Origin of the sequence: Corynebacterium sp. HMSC071F07 (assembly GCF_001810285.1) — a bacterium.
GTDB classification, from domain to species: domain Bacteria; phylum Actinomycetota; class Actinomycetes; order Mycobacteriales; family Mycobacteriaceae; genus Corynebacterium; species Corynebacterium simulans.
On record NZ_KV800708.1, the window covers coordinates 25,763 to 39,618 of the forward strand.

Annotated in this window: 14 protein-coding genes, 1 tRNA gene and 1 pseudogene; 14 read left to right on the plus strand and 2 right to left on the minus strand. The window is 57.5% G+C overall.

Annotated elements, in window-relative coordinates; all coding sequences use genetic code 11:
* Window positions 1-51: 51 nt before the first annotated feature.
* From clpS to rdgB, 8 genes and pseudogenes are all read left to right on the plus strand, one after another.
* Complete coding sequence (gene clpS / locus HMPREF2724_RS05200) at window positions 52-390, plus strand: ATP-dependent Clp protease adapter ClpS (RefSeq protein WP_201040749.1); 339 nt, start codon at window positions 52-54, stop codon at window positions 388-390.
* A 14-nt stretch (window positions 391-404) separates the two neighbouring features.
* Window positions 405-941, plus strand: a complete 537-nt coding sequence (locus HMPREF2724_RS05205; RefSeq protein WP_061924406.1) for a DUF2017 domain-containing protein — start codon at window positions 405-407, stop codon at window positions 939-941.
* A gap of 3 nt (window positions 942-944) precedes the next feature.
* Entirely contained in the window at window positions 945-1,880 is a 936-nt protein-coding gene (locus tag HMPREF2724_RS05210; protein WP_201040747.1) for a P1 family peptidase, read from the plus strand.
* 13 nt (window positions 1,881-1,893) lie between these two features.
* Complete coding sequence (locus HMPREF2724_RS05215) at window positions 1,894-2,535, plus strand: rhomboid family intramembrane serine protease (protein WP_061924401.1); 642 nt, start codon at window positions 1,894-1,896, stop codon at window positions 2,533-2,535.
* A complete protein-coding gene (gene murI / locus HMPREF2724_RS05220; RefSeq protein WP_061924398.1) occupies window positions 2,536-3,312 on the plus strand; it encodes a glutamate racemase in 777 nt (258 codons plus the stop codon).
* A gap of 80 nt (window positions 3,313-3,392) precedes the next feature.
* Window positions 3,393-4,159: pseudogene (locus tag HMPREF2724_RS05225) on the plus strand (MBL fold metallo-hydrolase).
* A 13-nt stretch (window positions 4,160-4,172) separates the two neighbouring features.
* A complete protein-coding gene (gene rph / locus HMPREF2724_RS05230; protein WP_061924392.1) occupies window positions 4,173-4,901 on the plus strand; it encodes a ribonuclease PH in 729 nt (242 codons plus the stop codon).
* Complete coding sequence (rdgB, locus tag HMPREF2724_RS05235; RefSeq protein ID WP_061924389.1) at window positions 4,895-5,497, plus strand: RdgB/HAM1 family non-canonical purine NTP pyrophosphatase; 603 nt, start codon at window positions 4,895-4,897, stop codon at window positions 5,495-5,497. Before rph ends, rdgB begins: the two co-directional genes overlap by 7 nt.
* Window positions 5,498-5,551: 54 nt before the next feature.
* Here rdgB and HMPREF2724_RS05240 read toward each other — a convergent pair whose 3' ends face one another.
* Window positions 5,552-5,896, minus strand: a complete 345-nt coding sequence (locus tag HMPREF2724_RS05240) for a DUF3817 domain-containing protein (RefSeq protein ID WP_061924386.1) — start codon at window positions 5,894-5,896, stop codon at window positions 5,552-5,554.
* 11 nt (window positions 5,897-5,907) lie between these two features.
* Window positions 5,908-6,321 (minus strand): hypothetical protein, encoded by a 414-nt coding sequence (locus HMPREF2724_RS05245; RefSeq protein ID WP_061924384.1) that lies wholly within the window; start codon window positions 6,319-6,321, stop codon window positions 5,908-5,910.
* Window positions 6,322-6,415: 94 nt separating this feature from the next.
* Between HMPREF2724_RS05245 and HMPREF2724_RS05250 the strand changes: the two genes are divergently transcribed.
* The 6 genes from HMPREF2724_RS05250 to HMPREF2724_RS05275 form a co-directional block, all read left to right on the plus strand.
* A tRNA-Leu gene (locus tag HMPREF2724_RS05250) sits at window positions 6,416-6,497 on the plus strand.
* Window positions 6,498-7,090: 593 nt separating this feature from the next.
* On the plus strand, window positions 7,091-9,253 hold the full coding sequence (locus HMPREF2724_RS05255) for a LamG-like jellyroll fold domain-containing protein (RefSeq protein WP_061924380.1): 2,163 nt from the start codon (window positions 7,091-7,093) through the stop codon (window positions 9,251-9,253).
* A 500-nt stretch (window positions 9,254-9,753) separates the two neighbouring features.
* Window positions 9,754-11,844, plus strand: a complete 2,091-nt coding sequence (pflB, locus tag HMPREF2724_RS05260) for a formate C-acetyltransferase (RefSeq protein ID WP_061924377.1) — start codon at window positions 9,754-9,756, stop codon at window positions 11,842-11,844.
* 59 nt (window positions 11,845-11,903) lie between these two features.
* On the plus strand, window positions 11,904-12,155 hold the full coding sequence (gene grcA2, locus HMPREF2724_RS13395) for an autonomous glycyl radical cofactor GrcA2 (protein WP_061924374.1): 252 nt from the start codon (window positions 11,904-11,906) through the stop codon (window positions 12,153-12,155).
* A 3-nt stretch (window positions 12,156-12,158) separates the two neighbouring features.
* Window positions 12,159-13,028, plus strand: coding sequence for a pyruvate formate-lyase-activating protein (gene pflA, locus HMPREF2724_RS05270; protein WP_061924371.1), 870 nt, complete (start codon window positions 12,159-12,161; stop codon window positions 13,026-13,028).
* Window positions 13,029-13,096: 68 nt separating this feature from the next.
* Window positions 13,097-13,856, plus strand: a 760-nt coding sequence (locus tag HMPREF2724_RS05275) for an alpha/beta fold hydrolase (protein ID WP_141748341.1), incomplete at its 3' end; no start/stop codon positions are given.

A 13,856-nucleotide genomic window follows, 5' to 3' on the forward strand; every position in this document is an offset into this window, starting at 1 on the left:
ACTCCTTTAATCTTTTAATGTATGTGTAGAAATTTCGATAGGGTAGAAGGCATGAATGCGCACTTTGCTCTACCTGGTGGTTCTGTCCGCCTGGGGTCGCCCATGGCCACTCCGGAATTAGATGAGGCCATCGAAGTCGATGTTGCAACCAGCGAAAACCTCCCTTGGATGTGCATCGTTTGGGACGACCCAGTCAATCTGATGAGCTACGTTTCCTACGTCTTCCAGACGGTTTTGGGCTACGACAAAAAGCGCGCAAACGAGCTGATGATGCAGGTCCATACTGAAGGCAAGGCTGCGGTATCGACGGGCGAGCGCGACAAAGTCGAGGCAGACGTAAAGAAGCTGCAGATTGCTGGTCTGTGGGCCACGATGCAGCAGGCAGGCTAGGAAGGCACAGTCAGATGCAAGCTTGGAAAAAGAAGAAGTCGCTGATGCGCGCGGCGCGTTACACCACCATTTTGGAGCCGATGGAGCGCGAGGTTTTAGGTGACCTCACCTCTACTGTCTCTGAGGCGATTATTGCCCGTGCTCAGTCTGCCCCGCAGGATGAGCTTGCGCAGATGCTGGATATGCCAACTGGGCATACGGAGGCGCCGGAAGACCCTTCCTTGGCTCGTCTTTTCCCTGACTTTGAGAAGCCGGGGGATGAGGAATACGAAGGCGATAACTCTCTTTTGCGTTCTTTGCATGAAAATGACATTGCGCGCGCAAAGCTGAAGAACCTGCAGGTTATTAACACTGCGTTGGGGCCGACGGGCGGCGTGGAGGTCACTATCAGCGAGGAAGAAGCGCATGCCTTCCTTGCGGGTTTGAACGATCTGCGTTTGTTTGTGGCTGCAGGCGATGTCCCAGAGGAATCGATGAGCGAGGACCGCGACATGCTCGTGGAATGGTTGGCTTATTGCCAGGATTCTCTGCTGCAGGTGTTGATGGGCTAAATCATGGCGCTTATCTCCATTGGCCATGTCAGCAGGCATGACACTGGCGTCACGGTTTTGTATTGCGGCGCTGAAGGCGCGCTCGCGAGCGTCGACGTTCGTGGCGGCGGCCCAGGCACGCGGGAGACGGATCTCCTCGAGCCACACAACACCGTTGAGCGCGTGCATGCCATCACTTTGGCTGGCGGTTCTGCGTTTGGGCTCGCGGCTGCCGACGGCGTGATGAACGAGCTAGCTTCCCAAGGCATCGGTTTCCCGGTGCTGGGTGAGGACAAGCCTGGTCCGCGTGTGCCGATTGTGCCGGCGGCGGTGATTTTCGATCTCCTTGTTGGTGCTGAGTGCCCCACAGCATCTGATGGTGCGGAGGCGGTGCGGCGCGCTATTGCGGAACATGATGATTCGACGGGCAGCGTAGGCGCTGGTGTGGGCGCTACTGCTGGCAAGCTCCGCGGCGGTTTGGGCTTGACGGAGCAGCAGGTGCGCACGCCGATGGGGCAGTTTACGGTTGGCGCCCTGGTGGTAGCGAACCCCGTGGGCAACGTTGTGGACGCAGAGACTGGGCGCCTGTTTGGTGCACCGCATGCCGCGCCTATCGACGTCGCGCGTTTCAGCCAGCTGCAGCACCCCGCGGAGTCCAAGCTCAACACCACGATTGGGGCAGTGTTTTGCGACGCCCCGGTGACCAAGGCTCAAGCCAAGCGCTTGGCCATGGTGGGACATGACGGTATCGCTCGGGCAGTGCGCCCGGCGCATTCGCCGTTGGACGGGGACACGCTTTTCGCGCTGTCGACTGCCACAGAAAACGGTGGGGTTGATACCGCGACGCAAGCGGCGCTGTGCGATGCTGCGGCGGAGGTTGTCGAACGAGCGATCGTCGAGGCAATCGTGAAAGCGGCCCCTGGCCTGGGCTTAGAGGCTTATAGCTCTATGCTGGACTAAAGTTATTGCCATTATGACTTCAGGTGATTCCTCGCGTTCTACCGTTTTGAAAAATCGTGGCGATTCAAAAAATTACACGCGCGGCGGGCGCATCCGCACAGGCCTGGGGATTGCCGTGGCCTTTTTGATTGTGGAATGGGCCGTGCAGTTGGTCAACTACGTGCTTTTTAATGGCAACTTGGCCAACTACGGCATCCACCCGTTGGATTTCAACGGTATCTGGGGCATCTTTACGGCGCCGTTGCTGCACGCGAACTTTGAGCATCTCATCGGCAATTCGGTGCCGGGCGCTATCTTTTGCTTCCTCATTGGTCTTTCTGGCCGGAAAGCCTGGTGGGAGGTCACGATCATCACGGTGCTGATTGCCGGCATTGGCACTTGGCTCCTCGGCGGGCCTGGTACCTCGCACATCGGTGCTTCTTCTTTGGTTTATGGCTGGCTGAGCTATCTCATCGTACGTGGCCTGTTTAACCGTTCTTTCGCCCAAACGGCATTGGGCGTATTCCTCGGTTTTGCTTATTCGGGCTTGGTGTGGGGCGTGCTGCCGGTCTATGAGGGAGTCTCGTGGCAAGGGCACCTCTTCGGCGCGATCGGTGGTATCGCTGCGGGTATGATTATCACTTCCGACGACCCAGTGAAGGTGGCGAAGAAGTAAATGGCATCCGCTGCATCCCCGATCGGTATTTTCGATTCCGGCGTGGGCGGACTCACGGTTGCGCGAACGATCATTGAGCAGCTGCCCAACGAGTCCATCATCTACATTGGAGATACTGCGCATTCGCCGTACGGCCCGCGTCCCATCGCTGAGGTGCGCGAGCTATCTACCGCCATTGCAGATGAACTCGTAGAACGCGGCTGCAAGATGATCGTCATCGCTTGCAATACCGCCACGGCGGCCTTCTTGCACGATGCTCGCGAGCGCTATGACATCCCGGTTGTTGAGGTCATCCGCCCGGCAGTCCGACGCGCCATCGCTACTACGCGCAATGGCAAAATCGGCGTTATCGGTACTGAGGGCACCGTGAACTCTGGTGCCTATCAAGACCTTTTCGCTGTCAACCCACACGTCGAGGCGCATGCGGTGGCGTGTCCGGACTTTGTAGGTTTTGTAGAACGGGGGATTACTGCCGGCCGCCAGATCCTCGGCGTCGCTGAGGGCTACCTCGCACCGCTGCAGTCCGCGGGCGTCGACACCCTGGTGCTCGGCTGCACACATTACCCACTGCTCACTGGCGTCATCCAGTTGGCTATGGGTGAGTCCGTCACCCTCGTTTCCTCTGCAGAAGAAACGGCCAAGGACGTGATGCGTATCCTTACTGAAACCGACATGCTGGCGCCGGAAGACGCCACTCCGATCCGTAAATTCGAATCAACCGGTGACCCAGAGACCTTTTCGCGTTTGGCTTCCCGCTTCTTAGGCCCGCAATTGTGACCTACCGCGCGTGACACGGTTTCACGTCTTTTTCACCCCAATCCCAGCAATCGGGAAGGTTTCGTGGAACTATTGGACACATGAAGCTGACGATTCTTGGCTGTTCCGGCTCCGTCCCAGTCCCGGGAAACGCCGCCTCTGGGTATCTGGTGTCCTTTCCTGATGCGCCATCAATCGTGATGGATATGGGTCCTGGAACTTTGGCGCGCCTACAAGAAGCCCAAGACCCCTGCAATGCGCATGTCGCATTTAGCCATCTTCACGCCGACCACTGCATGGACTTTCCCTCGTTGATGGTCTGGCGTCGCTTCCATCCCACGGCGCCTGCGCCTTCGCGCAATTTTTGCCTTGGGCCGTCATATACGCCACAGCATTTGGGTCGTCTTTCCTCCGACGAGGTCGATGGCGTCGACGATATGTCGGATACCTTCGCCTTTCCCCGTGGATAGACCGTGAAAGTCAGCTCATCGATGACGTCTATATGACACCCTTTAAGGTGATCCACCCAGTGGAGACGTATTCGCTGCGCATGGAGCATGCGAAGACCGGTAAGACCATTACTTACTCCGGCGATACCTGCCCGACCCCCGCGCTTGTCGATGCTGCCCGCGACGCCGACCTCTTCCTCTGCGAGGCCGCATGGGGCGCGACGTCGGAAGGCAAGGCCCCTAACATGCATATGTCGGGCGCGGAGGCTGGCCGCGTGGCGCGGGAGGCGGGCGTCGCTAAGCTGGTGCTCGTCCACCTCCAGCCATGGGGAGATAGTTCAGAAACCCTGCGTGCAGCGCAGGCGGAGTTCGACGGTGAGATCGTCTTGGGCGCGCCGGGCATGGAGTTCGAGCTCTAGTACCCTTGGGTGCATGACTGATTTTTCTCGTGCTGATGGTCGCGCGCTAGACCAAATGCGTAGCGTGCGTATTACCCGTAACTTCACCACCAACCCGGCAGGTTCCGTGCTCGTCGAGTTTGGCAACACCCGCGTGATGTGTACCGCCTCCGTGGAGTTTGGCGTGCCGCGCTTTAAGAAGGACTCCGGCGAGGGCTGGTTGACCGCTGAGTACTCGATGCTGCCGGCAGCCACGCACGACCGCATGCCTCGCGAGTCCATGAAGGGCAAAGTCAAGGGCCGTACTCACGAGATTTCCCGCTTGGTCGGGCGCTCTCTGCGCGCTGCCGTGGACCTTTCCGAGCTGGGCGAGAACACCATCCAGCTCGACTGCGACGTTCTGCAGGCAGACGGCGGTACCCGCACGGCTTCGATTACCGGTGCGTACGTGGCCTTGGCAGATGCTATCGAGTACCTGAAGTCCGAGGGCGTCGTGCCCGGCGAGCCGCTGCTGGACCCAATCGCCGCGGTATCCGTGGGCATCATCGATGGCGAGATTTGCCTCGACCTGCCTTATGAAGAAGATTCCCGCGCGGAGGTCGACCTGAACGTGGTGATGCAGGAAGGCGGCGACTTCGTGGAGATTCAGGGCACCGGCGAGCACGGCTTGTTCGGCCGCGCTGAGCTGAACTCCATGCTGGATGTGGCCCAGAAGGGCTGCACCGAGCTGATTGCTGCGCAGAAGGCTGCTTTGGGATGGTAAAGCTTCTCGTCGCATCGAATAATAAGAAGAAACTTGGCGAGCTCGAACGCATCCTCGCAGACGCGGGAATCGAAGGCGTCGAGTTGCTACCGCTTTCCGCTGTGCCGGCGTATGACGAACCGGTGGAGGACGGACGCACGTTTGCCGATAACGCACTGATTAAGGCCCGTGCTGGCGTTGCCAATACTGGTATCGCCACGATTGCGGATGACTCGGGTATCGCCGTCGAAGAGCTCAATGGAATGCCGGGCGTGCTCTCCGCGCGCTGGTCTGGTCAGCACGGCGATGACCAAGCCAACAACGAGCTGCTTCTCGCACAGATGGCTGATGTTCCCGACGAACGACGCCAAGCCGCCTTTGTCTCCGTGTGCGCATTGGTCACGCCAGACGGCGCGGAACACGTAGCTGAGGGCCGGTGGCCAGGAATGCTGCTGCGCGCACCAAAGGGCGAGAATGGCTTCGGCTATGACCCGCTTTTCCAGCCGGAGGGCGAGCAGCGCTCCTCGGCACAAATGAGCCCGGAGGAAAAGAACGCGGTTTCCCACCGCGGGCGTGCGCTGGCGCAGCTTACTAGCGTCATCGCCAAGCTGGCGTAGCTTTACCCCGGATACACTTGAGGCCCAGCAGATGCTGGGCCTTCTGCTTCTGGACTAAAGCTGGAATTGCTCGGTGACTTCGCGGCGTCGCTTGTATTCCATCCAGAAAGATAGGAAAGGCACAACGCCGGCTAGGGCAGTGGTGATGAGCTTGCCTGCTGGCCACAGCGCACGCGGGCCGAGGATGAGAATCGAAAGCAAGTAAATCATGTAAGCCACGCCGTGGGCCTGGGCAATGTAGAGGCCCCAGTGCGGAATCTCCACGCCGACGACGTACTCGAGAACCATGCGCGCAACCAAGAGAAGTAGGAAGATACCGGTCACGGTTGCGGCGATGGAAAAGAACTTGAGTGGGCCGCGGATGCGGGCCTTACGGTCTGGGTGAACTTGGTTAGTCATGGCCCTACTTTCTAATTCTGGTCGTCGCCACGCCTGCGGCGCTGTTGGTTTAAGGCGTTAAAAGTTTCTACGTCCATCTGCGGGCGCTGCGGCAAGAAGTCCTCATCGATCTTAGTGACTTCGCCTTGCTCGGACTTTGCTTGGTGCTGGTAGTCCGTGACACCCATTTCGGCGGCTTCGTTCTCTGCCTCGATGCGCTCATTTTCATAACCTAGGGCGGTCTTATATGCATAAACCACAAAGACAGCGAAGAGTGGCCATTGGAAGGCATAGCCTAAATTTTGGAAGGTGCCGGAGCCGGAGCGGAAGCGCGTCCACTGCCAGTAGGCGAGCAATAAAAAGAGCACCACGAAAAACGCGATGAGGACGATATGCCACCATCGCACTTTCAGCTTCTGCCGCTTTGGCGCTTTGTTATTACTCACCCGTAACAGCCTACTCAACACAAACAAAAAACTGGATTCGGGTGCGCCAGTTTTAGCGTGGGCGTAGAAAACATGTAAACTACTTTCGTTGCAAGCGCCCGTGGCGGAATTGGCAGACGCGCTAGATTTAGGTTCTAGTGTCTTATGACGTGAGAGTTCAAGTCTCTCCGGGCGCACGCTTAGCCTCCGTGTCACACGGAGGCTTTTTGCCGTTCAGGGCTTATTTCTTGGCGCCATGAACATTTCGGGCTAAGTAGCAAAAAGTGTGTCCGCTACGGCGTGTCGTGGGTACGTATCTCCGGGCATAAAGCCTCCTAGGGGCTACGTGGCTTCCATCGTTGTGAGCACAAGGTGCGCGCCTCGGAGATCGCACATACCAGTTTGTGTGCGCCTCGTTTGAGGCGGCGTAGAGGGCCGGTATGAAGCCTTTAAGCGTTCCACCTGCAATGCGCTGCAGGTAGCTAATCTAAACCGTTGCATTCCGCTCTGATGAACCCCCGCGACAATGAAGTTGTATTCACGGCTTCTAAGAGTCGGATGCTGTGGACTACCACAGACTCACATCGAAAGCGGTATTTCGCTATCTAACCTGGCCTATTTCGTATTCGATGAAACAAACCAAGCATTTATATATTCTGGCCAGCACCAATGCTTGGAATCAGACACACTTTTTGCTACTTAGCCCAACATTTCACGTGAAGGTAATACTTTCGCAACCTAAGTTTCTTAGGCTCTTGAGGTCCCCCGGAATCTCAAACGGAGAAAATTCATGGTCCTCTCGCATCGTAAAATCGGCATTCTTGTTATCTCTTCGCTGTGCGCAAGCAGCCTCGTTGCCCCACATGCGCTGGCGCAGTCTGCTTCGGAAGGCTCACGCTTTACACTCGGCGTGCTTCCCGATACGCAGTTCTACTCTCGCTATTCCACCCCTGAGACTGGCAACCTCGCGCAGGAGCGCTACGGAAGTGAGCCTTATCGGGCGCAAACCGAATGGCTTGCGGAAAACAAAGACGCCCTAAATATGCAGTTTGCTACTCACTTGGGCGATGTCGTGGACCAGTCTGATGTGGAAGGGGAGTGGAAGGTCGCCGACGAGGCGATGCGTACGCTCGACCAGTCGGATCTTAACTACTCCATCCTTCCTGGCAATCACGACTTGACCGGCGATGCTTCCTACCAGCCTTTCAACCAGTGGTTTGGGGCTGACCGCGCCAAGGAGGCCAACTCGACGTTCCAGGAACGCTTCACTGGGGTCGATTCTGATTCCGAGTACCACATTTTTGAAGCCGAAGGCCAAGAGTATTTGGTCTTGGCCCTTGCATGGCGCGCCAACAACGAGGTGCTGGATTGGGCGCAGCAGGCTATCGATGAACACCCTGACCTTCCGGTAATCCTGACTACCCATGAGGTCTTGAACATTGATGGCTCCGGTGAGGTTTTCTATTCAGACGATTATGGCAAGCACTTGTGGGACGATTTCATCAGTAAAAACGACCAGATTTTCCTCACCATGGGTGGTCATCACCATGGCGCAGGCTACCGAGTGGACAAGAACGACTACGGACACGATGTTGTAGCTATCTTGCAGGATTATCAGATGGCCTATCAGGGCGGAAACGGCCTTTTGGGCGTCCTTGAGTTTGATCTCACCGGCAACGAACTCGAGATGGCAGCGCTTTCGCCATGGGTCGCGCAGAAGCCCCAGGAAGAACTCACGCAATTCGATGAGCTGATTTTGGAGGGCAAGGGCGATAGTTACAAGATTCCGTTCAATTTCGCGGAACGCTTCGCTGATTTTGACCCGCAGTTCCAGGTCGGTGATGAAAACAATGGCGATTTGGCGCAGGAGGCGCGCGATATCGTGTCTGCCGGTTATCGGCCATACGAAATTAAGGCCGATGAGCTTCCGCAGGGTCCGGATGACTTTGTGAAAAATGACAACACTGTCTTCCATTGGCGTCCAGGTGAGGCAATGGACAAGGAAGGTGCAGCGCTTAACGACGGCGCACCTGCCGGCGCTGGCACCATCATTCCGGATATTGCGGGTGAGGGTGACTTGCATCGTGAAGGCGGCGTCGTTGGCGCAGACCGGGTGACGTATAGCTCGGACCATCACCCATTGTCGTCGGATAGCGGCTCGCTTTATTGGGCTGACCCGGCCGGCAAACCTACGACTGCGGAGTTTAAGTCGGCCAAGGATGCAGCTATTAATCGCTTTGATTCCGATTCGGGCTATACCTTTGAGTCTTTTGTGAAGCTGCCGGAGGACTTTGATGGCGAAAAGCATGGCTGGGGCAGTGCGATTTCGCGGGATTCGCAGATTTCCAAGTTGGTACCGGGCTCGACGGATACTGATCCCACCGTGATGTTCGGTGTGTCGAACCTGCGGGAGTTGCGCTGGTGGGCAGAGCCGGAAGAAGGAAGCGGCTCGACTGTGTGGTCGCACGAGGTGCCGAAGGACGAGTGGATGCACATTGCTGTGGTCAACGACCCAGAAAAGGACACCGTGGAGATGTTCATCAACGGTGCGCCGATTTTGCGTAATGCCAAGGGAGCGGAGGGGCTGTTGCCGCGTGACCTGCAGTGGGTAATGGGCGCAGGCCGCGGAGAAGGCCACCCACAAGACCCGTGGTACGGCTGGATCGGCGAGACCCGTCTGAGCAGCGGCGTGCTGGATAAGGAACAGTGGCTAACTGCTCGGGATCATGATGCTGGTGCATCTACTACCGGGTCGGCTTCGGGATCGGCTTCGGGATCGGCAGCCGGGTCTTCCACTGGCTCTACGGCGGGCCTGTCGAGCGGGGCGTCGAGTAGCGGCGGCGTCCTAGCCGCGGTGTTGGTGGGCCTTTTGGCGGTAGTCGGTGGAGGCTTTGCGCTGGCGAATTTCTTGAGCCGAACACTGGGAATTCCGCTGCCACGCTTGCCTTTCTAAAGCTTGCGAAAATCGCGATCGGAAGTGGAAACAATCGGGCGCAGAATGTGATTTTGTGCCCGATTTATCCTGTTACTGAAGTAAATAAACACTATGTGCATTAAGAATCTGAGCTGGTGTTTAGCTATAGAAATTCGCAACAATGGTTTTCTTCCGATCGGCAGGTAATTCGGAAATTGCTGATAAAAAAGCTATCAATGCGTTGTGGGGAAGCTTACGATCGGGGGCAATTTACCCCCGATCTAAACGGTATGTCCGTCTTTTATGAAATTGATGACCTGCGTGGGCATCGAATAAACGCGGATGTGCTCTGTTGCACAATTGCTCAAGTAGGAGGGTGCAGTCACGGCTCCTAAAATTGGAGACAAGAGGCGCTCGTCGCTTAAGGGTGAGACCAAAGTTTCCGCTAGGAAACGTACGGAACACAGTGACAGGAAACAGCGGCAAGGCGCCCCGAATCACTTGAATGAAATGTGTCAAACAAGAAGGGAGTCACAATCGTGACCACCGCAACGCAACCGCTGCAGTTTGAAGCCTGGAAAGGATTCGAGCCTGGTCCATGGACTGAAGGCATCAACGTCCGGGACTTCATCCAGCGCAACTACACTCCGTACGATGGAGACGCTTCCTTCCTCGCGGGCCCAACCGAAAAGACCCAGCGCACGTGGGACACCCTCGAAAAGGACTACCTGTCAGTAGAGCGCCAAAAGCGCATTTTCGATGTCGACACCCACACCCCAACCGACATCGATGCTTTCCCGGCCGGCTACATCTCTGAGGATGACGACGTCATCGTCGGCTTGCAGACCGACACTCCGCTCAAGCGTGCCATGATGCCAAACGGCGGCTGGCGCATGGTTGAGCAGGCCATCCGTGAGGCAGGCAAGGAGCCGGAGGAAGACATCAAGAAGATCTTCACCCGCTACCGCAAGACCCACAACGACGCCGTCTTCGATATCTACACCCCACGTATTCGTGCGGCTCGATCATCACACATCATCACCGGTCTGCCTGACGCATACGGTCGCGGCCGCATCATCGGTGACTACCGCCGCGTGGCTCTCTACGGTGTCGACTACCTGATTGCCGAGAAGGACGCTAAGAAGCATGAGGTCGGCGAGCTCGGATTCAGCGAACACTGGGCACGCTACCGCGAGGAGCATGCAGAGCAGATCAAGGCTCTGAAGAAGCTCAAGGCCATGGCTCAGTCCTACGGCTTCGACATCTCCGGTCCTGCAAAGACTGCTCACGAAGCTGTTCAGTGGACCTACTTCGGCTACTTGGCTTCCATCAAGTCCCAGGACGGCGCCGCAATGTCCATCGGCCGCCTGTCTGCATTCTTCGACTGCTACTTCGAGCGCGACCTCGCAGCCGGTATCATCACCGAAGAGGACGCACAGGAAATCATCGACCATCTCGTTCTGAAGCTGCGCATCGTTCGCTTCCTGCGCACCGAGGACTACGACCAGATCTTCTCCGGCGACCCATACTGGGCAACTTGGTCTGACGCTGGTTTCGGCAATGACGGCCGCCACATGGTCACCAAGACCTCCTTCCGTCTGCTGCAGACCCTGGTCAACCTTGGCCCGTCACCAGAGCCAAACATCACCATTTTCTGGGACCCAGCACTGCCAGAGGGCTACAAGAAGTTCTGTGCTCACATCTCGATCACCACTTCTTCCATTCAGTACGAGTCTGATAGGCAGATTCGTGAGCAGTGGGGCGACGACGCAGCGATTGCTTGCTGTGTTTCCCCGATGGAAGTTGGCAAGCAGATGCAGTTCTTCGGCGCTCGCGTCAACGCTGCAAAGGCCCTGCTCTACGCCATCAACGGCGGCCGCGACGAGGTTACCGGCAAGCAGGTTGTTGAGGGCTACGACGCTATCCAGGGCGACGGCCCGCTCGACTTCGACGAGGTTTGGAAGAAGTACGAGGAGATGCTCGACTGGGTAGTCGGCACCTACGTCGAGGCTCTGAACATTATCCACTACTGCCACGATAGGTACGCTTACGAGGCAGTCGAGATGGCGCTGCACGATTCCAACATCGTTCGCTCCATGGGCTGCGGCATCGCTGGCCTGTCCATCGTGGCTGACTCCCTGTCCGCCATCAAGTACGCCAAGGTGTACCCGGTCCGTGACGAGTCCGGCCTCATCGTTGACTACAAGACCGAGGGCGACTTCCCGTTCTACGGCAACGATGATGACCGCGCCGACGACATCGCCGCAACCATCGTCCACACCGTGATGGATAAGATTAAGGCCATCCCGATGTACCGCAACGCAATTCCAACCCAGTCCGTTCTGACCATTACCTCCAACGTGGTCTACGGCAAGGCAACAGGTGCTTTCCCATCCGGCCACAAGGCAGGCACCCCGTTCGCGCCGGGCGCAAACCCAGAGAACGGCGCTGACAGCCACGGCATGGTCGCTTCCATGCTGTCGGTGGGCAAGCTGGACTACAAGGATGCGTTGGACGGCATCTCGCTGACCAACACCATCACCCCGTCTGGTCTCGGCCGCACTCCGGAGGAGCGCATCGACAACCTGGTGGGCGTGCTGGACGCAGGCTTCATCATGGAGTCCAAGTAAGCCACCCCGGCAATCAAGTTTCCCCCATTCAACCTCAACTCACTTCAAGGAGTATCACCATGGCAACCCCAACTTTCGACGAGCGCTTGGCAGACATGAAGGCTAACCGCGACGAGCACCAGATGAACGCGGGCCTGTACCACGCAAACATCAACGTTCTGGACAAGGCAACCCTCGAGGACGCTGTCGAGCACCCAGAGAAGTACCCGAACCTGACCGTCCGTGTTTCTGGCTACGCAGTTAACTTCGTCAAGCTGACCAAGGAGCAGCAGCTCGACGTTATCTCCCGTACCTTCCACCAGGGTTCATAAAAAATGGCTGATGGCATTACTGGAGTCGTGCACCTCGACCCCCAAGCGGGCGAGAAGGTGCGCGGTGCGGCCGCCGGCCTAGGTACCGATAACTCCCTCGACGAGATCAAGCGCCCGGAGCTCATGGAGGCACGCCGTACTGGCGATATCGCCTTGGTGCACTCCTGGGAGCTGGTGACCTCCGTCGATGGTCCAGGTACCCGCATGACGATGTTCATGTCCGGTTGCCCACTGCGCTGTCAGTATTGCCACAACCCAGACACCATGGAGATGAAGGTGGGCACCCTCGAGCGCATCGAGGACGTCGTCAAGCGCATCAAGCGCTACAAGCCCATCTTCAAGACTTCCGGTGGCGGTCTGACCATCTCAGGTGGCGAGCCGTTGTTCCAGATTGCGTTCACGCGCCGCGTGCTCAAGGAAGTCCACGATGCGGGTATCCATACCACCATCGATACCTCGGGCTTTTTGGGTACGCGCCTGCGGGACGAAGACCTGGAAAACATCGATCTTGTGCTTCTCGACGTCAAGTCTGGCGACGAAGAAACCTACAAAAAGGTCACTCGCCGCGAGCTGCAGCCAACCATCGATTTCGGTGACCGACTGTCGGCGATGGGTAAGCCGGTGTGGATCCGCTTCGTGGTGGTTCCAGGCCTGACGGATTCCCCGGAAAATGTGCGAAACGTCGCCAAGATCGTGGGGCGTTGGAGCAACAACGTCGAGCGTATCGAGGTGCTTCCGTTCCACAACATGGGTGCTGATAAGTGGCATGAACTGGGCTATCCGTACACCCTTGAGGATACGAAGCCGCCAAAGCCGGAGGATATCGAAGCAATTCGTGACGTCTTCCGCGACAAGGGCTTCACCGTTTACTAAACGAGTGTTCCCTGAATAAGAAAAGTTTTTAGCGCTGTGCCGTTTGGTACAGCGCTAAACTTTTATCCATGACTCGCCGTTTCGGATATCCAGTAAAAGAGCACACACTTTCCGTCCCTTGGGACTACAACGACCCGCAACAGGGCACGTTTGAGCTCTATGCCCGCGAAATCGGTGACCCGGATAAGCCCGCCATTCTCTATAACCAGGGCGGGCCAGGCTTCCCAGCCCCGCGTCCACTGGGGCCGACGGGCGTTATTGGGAAGGGCTTGGAGCGGTTTCGCTGGATCTTGATGGACCAGCGTGGCACGGGGCGCAGCTATCGCATTGATGAGCTTTCCGACGCCGCCGACTTAAGCGTCGATCGCCTTAAACTACTGCGCCAGGACAACATCGTGCGCGATGCGGAGCGGCTGCGTGAGTACCTTGGCATCGACAAGTGGTCTTTGTTCGGCCAGTCCTTTGGCGGATTCTGCATCACGAGCTATGTCTCCTTGTTCCCCGAGTCAGTGGACAAGGCCTTCCTGACCGGCGGCCTACCGACCTTGGACAAGGGCGCAGACGATCTTTACCGTTCCACGTTCACCAAGCTCAAAGTGCGCCAACAGCGCTTCTTCGACTACGTACCTTTCGCGCAGCAGCGCATCGCGGAAATCATCGATCACCTGGACAACTCGCAGGAGGTTTTGCCTACTGGGGAGCGCTTGAGCTCGCTTCGCTTCCGCACCATCGGCATCGAGCTGGGCCGCGGCTCCGGATTCGATTCCCTGGGCTACCTGCTTGAGGAGCCTTTCCGCACCGTGGGTGGGGAGAAGCACTTGCGCTCCG

Bases quoted from the DNA above. Each gene is read 5' to 3' on its own strand.
- clpS (WP_201040749.1), top strand. From the start codon at position 52: ATGAATGCGCACTTTGCTCTACCTGGTGGTTCTGTCCGCCTGGGGTCG.
- HMPREF2724_RS05205 (WP_061924406.1), top strand. From the start codon at position 405: ATGCAAGCTTGGAAAAAGAAGAAGTCGCTGATGCGCGCGGCGCGTTAC.
- HMPREF2724_RS05210 (WP_201040747.1), top strand. From the start codon at position 945: ATGGCGCTTATCTCCATTGGCCATGTCAGCAGGCATGACACTGGCGTC.
- HMPREF2724_RS05215 (WP_061924401.1), top strand. From the start codon at position 1,894: ATGACTTCAGGTGATTCCTCGCGTTCTACCGTTTTGAAAAATCGTGGC.
- murI (WP_061924398.1), top strand. From the start codon at position 2,536: ATGGCATCCGCTGCATCCCCGATCGGTATTTTCGATTCCGGCGTGGGC.
- rph (WP_061924392.1), top strand. From the start codon at position 4,173: ATGACTGATTTTTCTCGTGCTGATGGTCGCGCGCTAGACCAAATGCGT.
- rdgB (WP_061924389.1), top strand. From the start codon at position 4,895: ATGGTAAAGCTTCTCGTCGCATCGAATAATAAGAAGAAACTTGGCGAG.
- HMPREF2724_RS05240 (WP_061924386.1), bottom strand. From the start codon at position 5,896: ATGACTAACCAAGTTCACCCAGACCGTAAGGCCCGCATCCGCGGCCCA.
- HMPREF2724_RS05255 (WP_061924380.1), top strand. From the start codon at position 7,091: ATGGTCCTCTCGCATCGTAAAATCGGCATTCTTGTTATCTCTTCGCTG.
- grcA2 (WP_061924374.1), top strand. From the start codon at position 11,904: ATGGCAACCCCAACTTTCGACGAGCGCTTGGCAGACATGAAGGCTAAC.
- pflA (WP_061924371.1), top strand. From the start codon at position 12,159: ATGGCTGATGGCATTACTGGAGTCGTGCACCTCGACCCCCAAGCGGGC.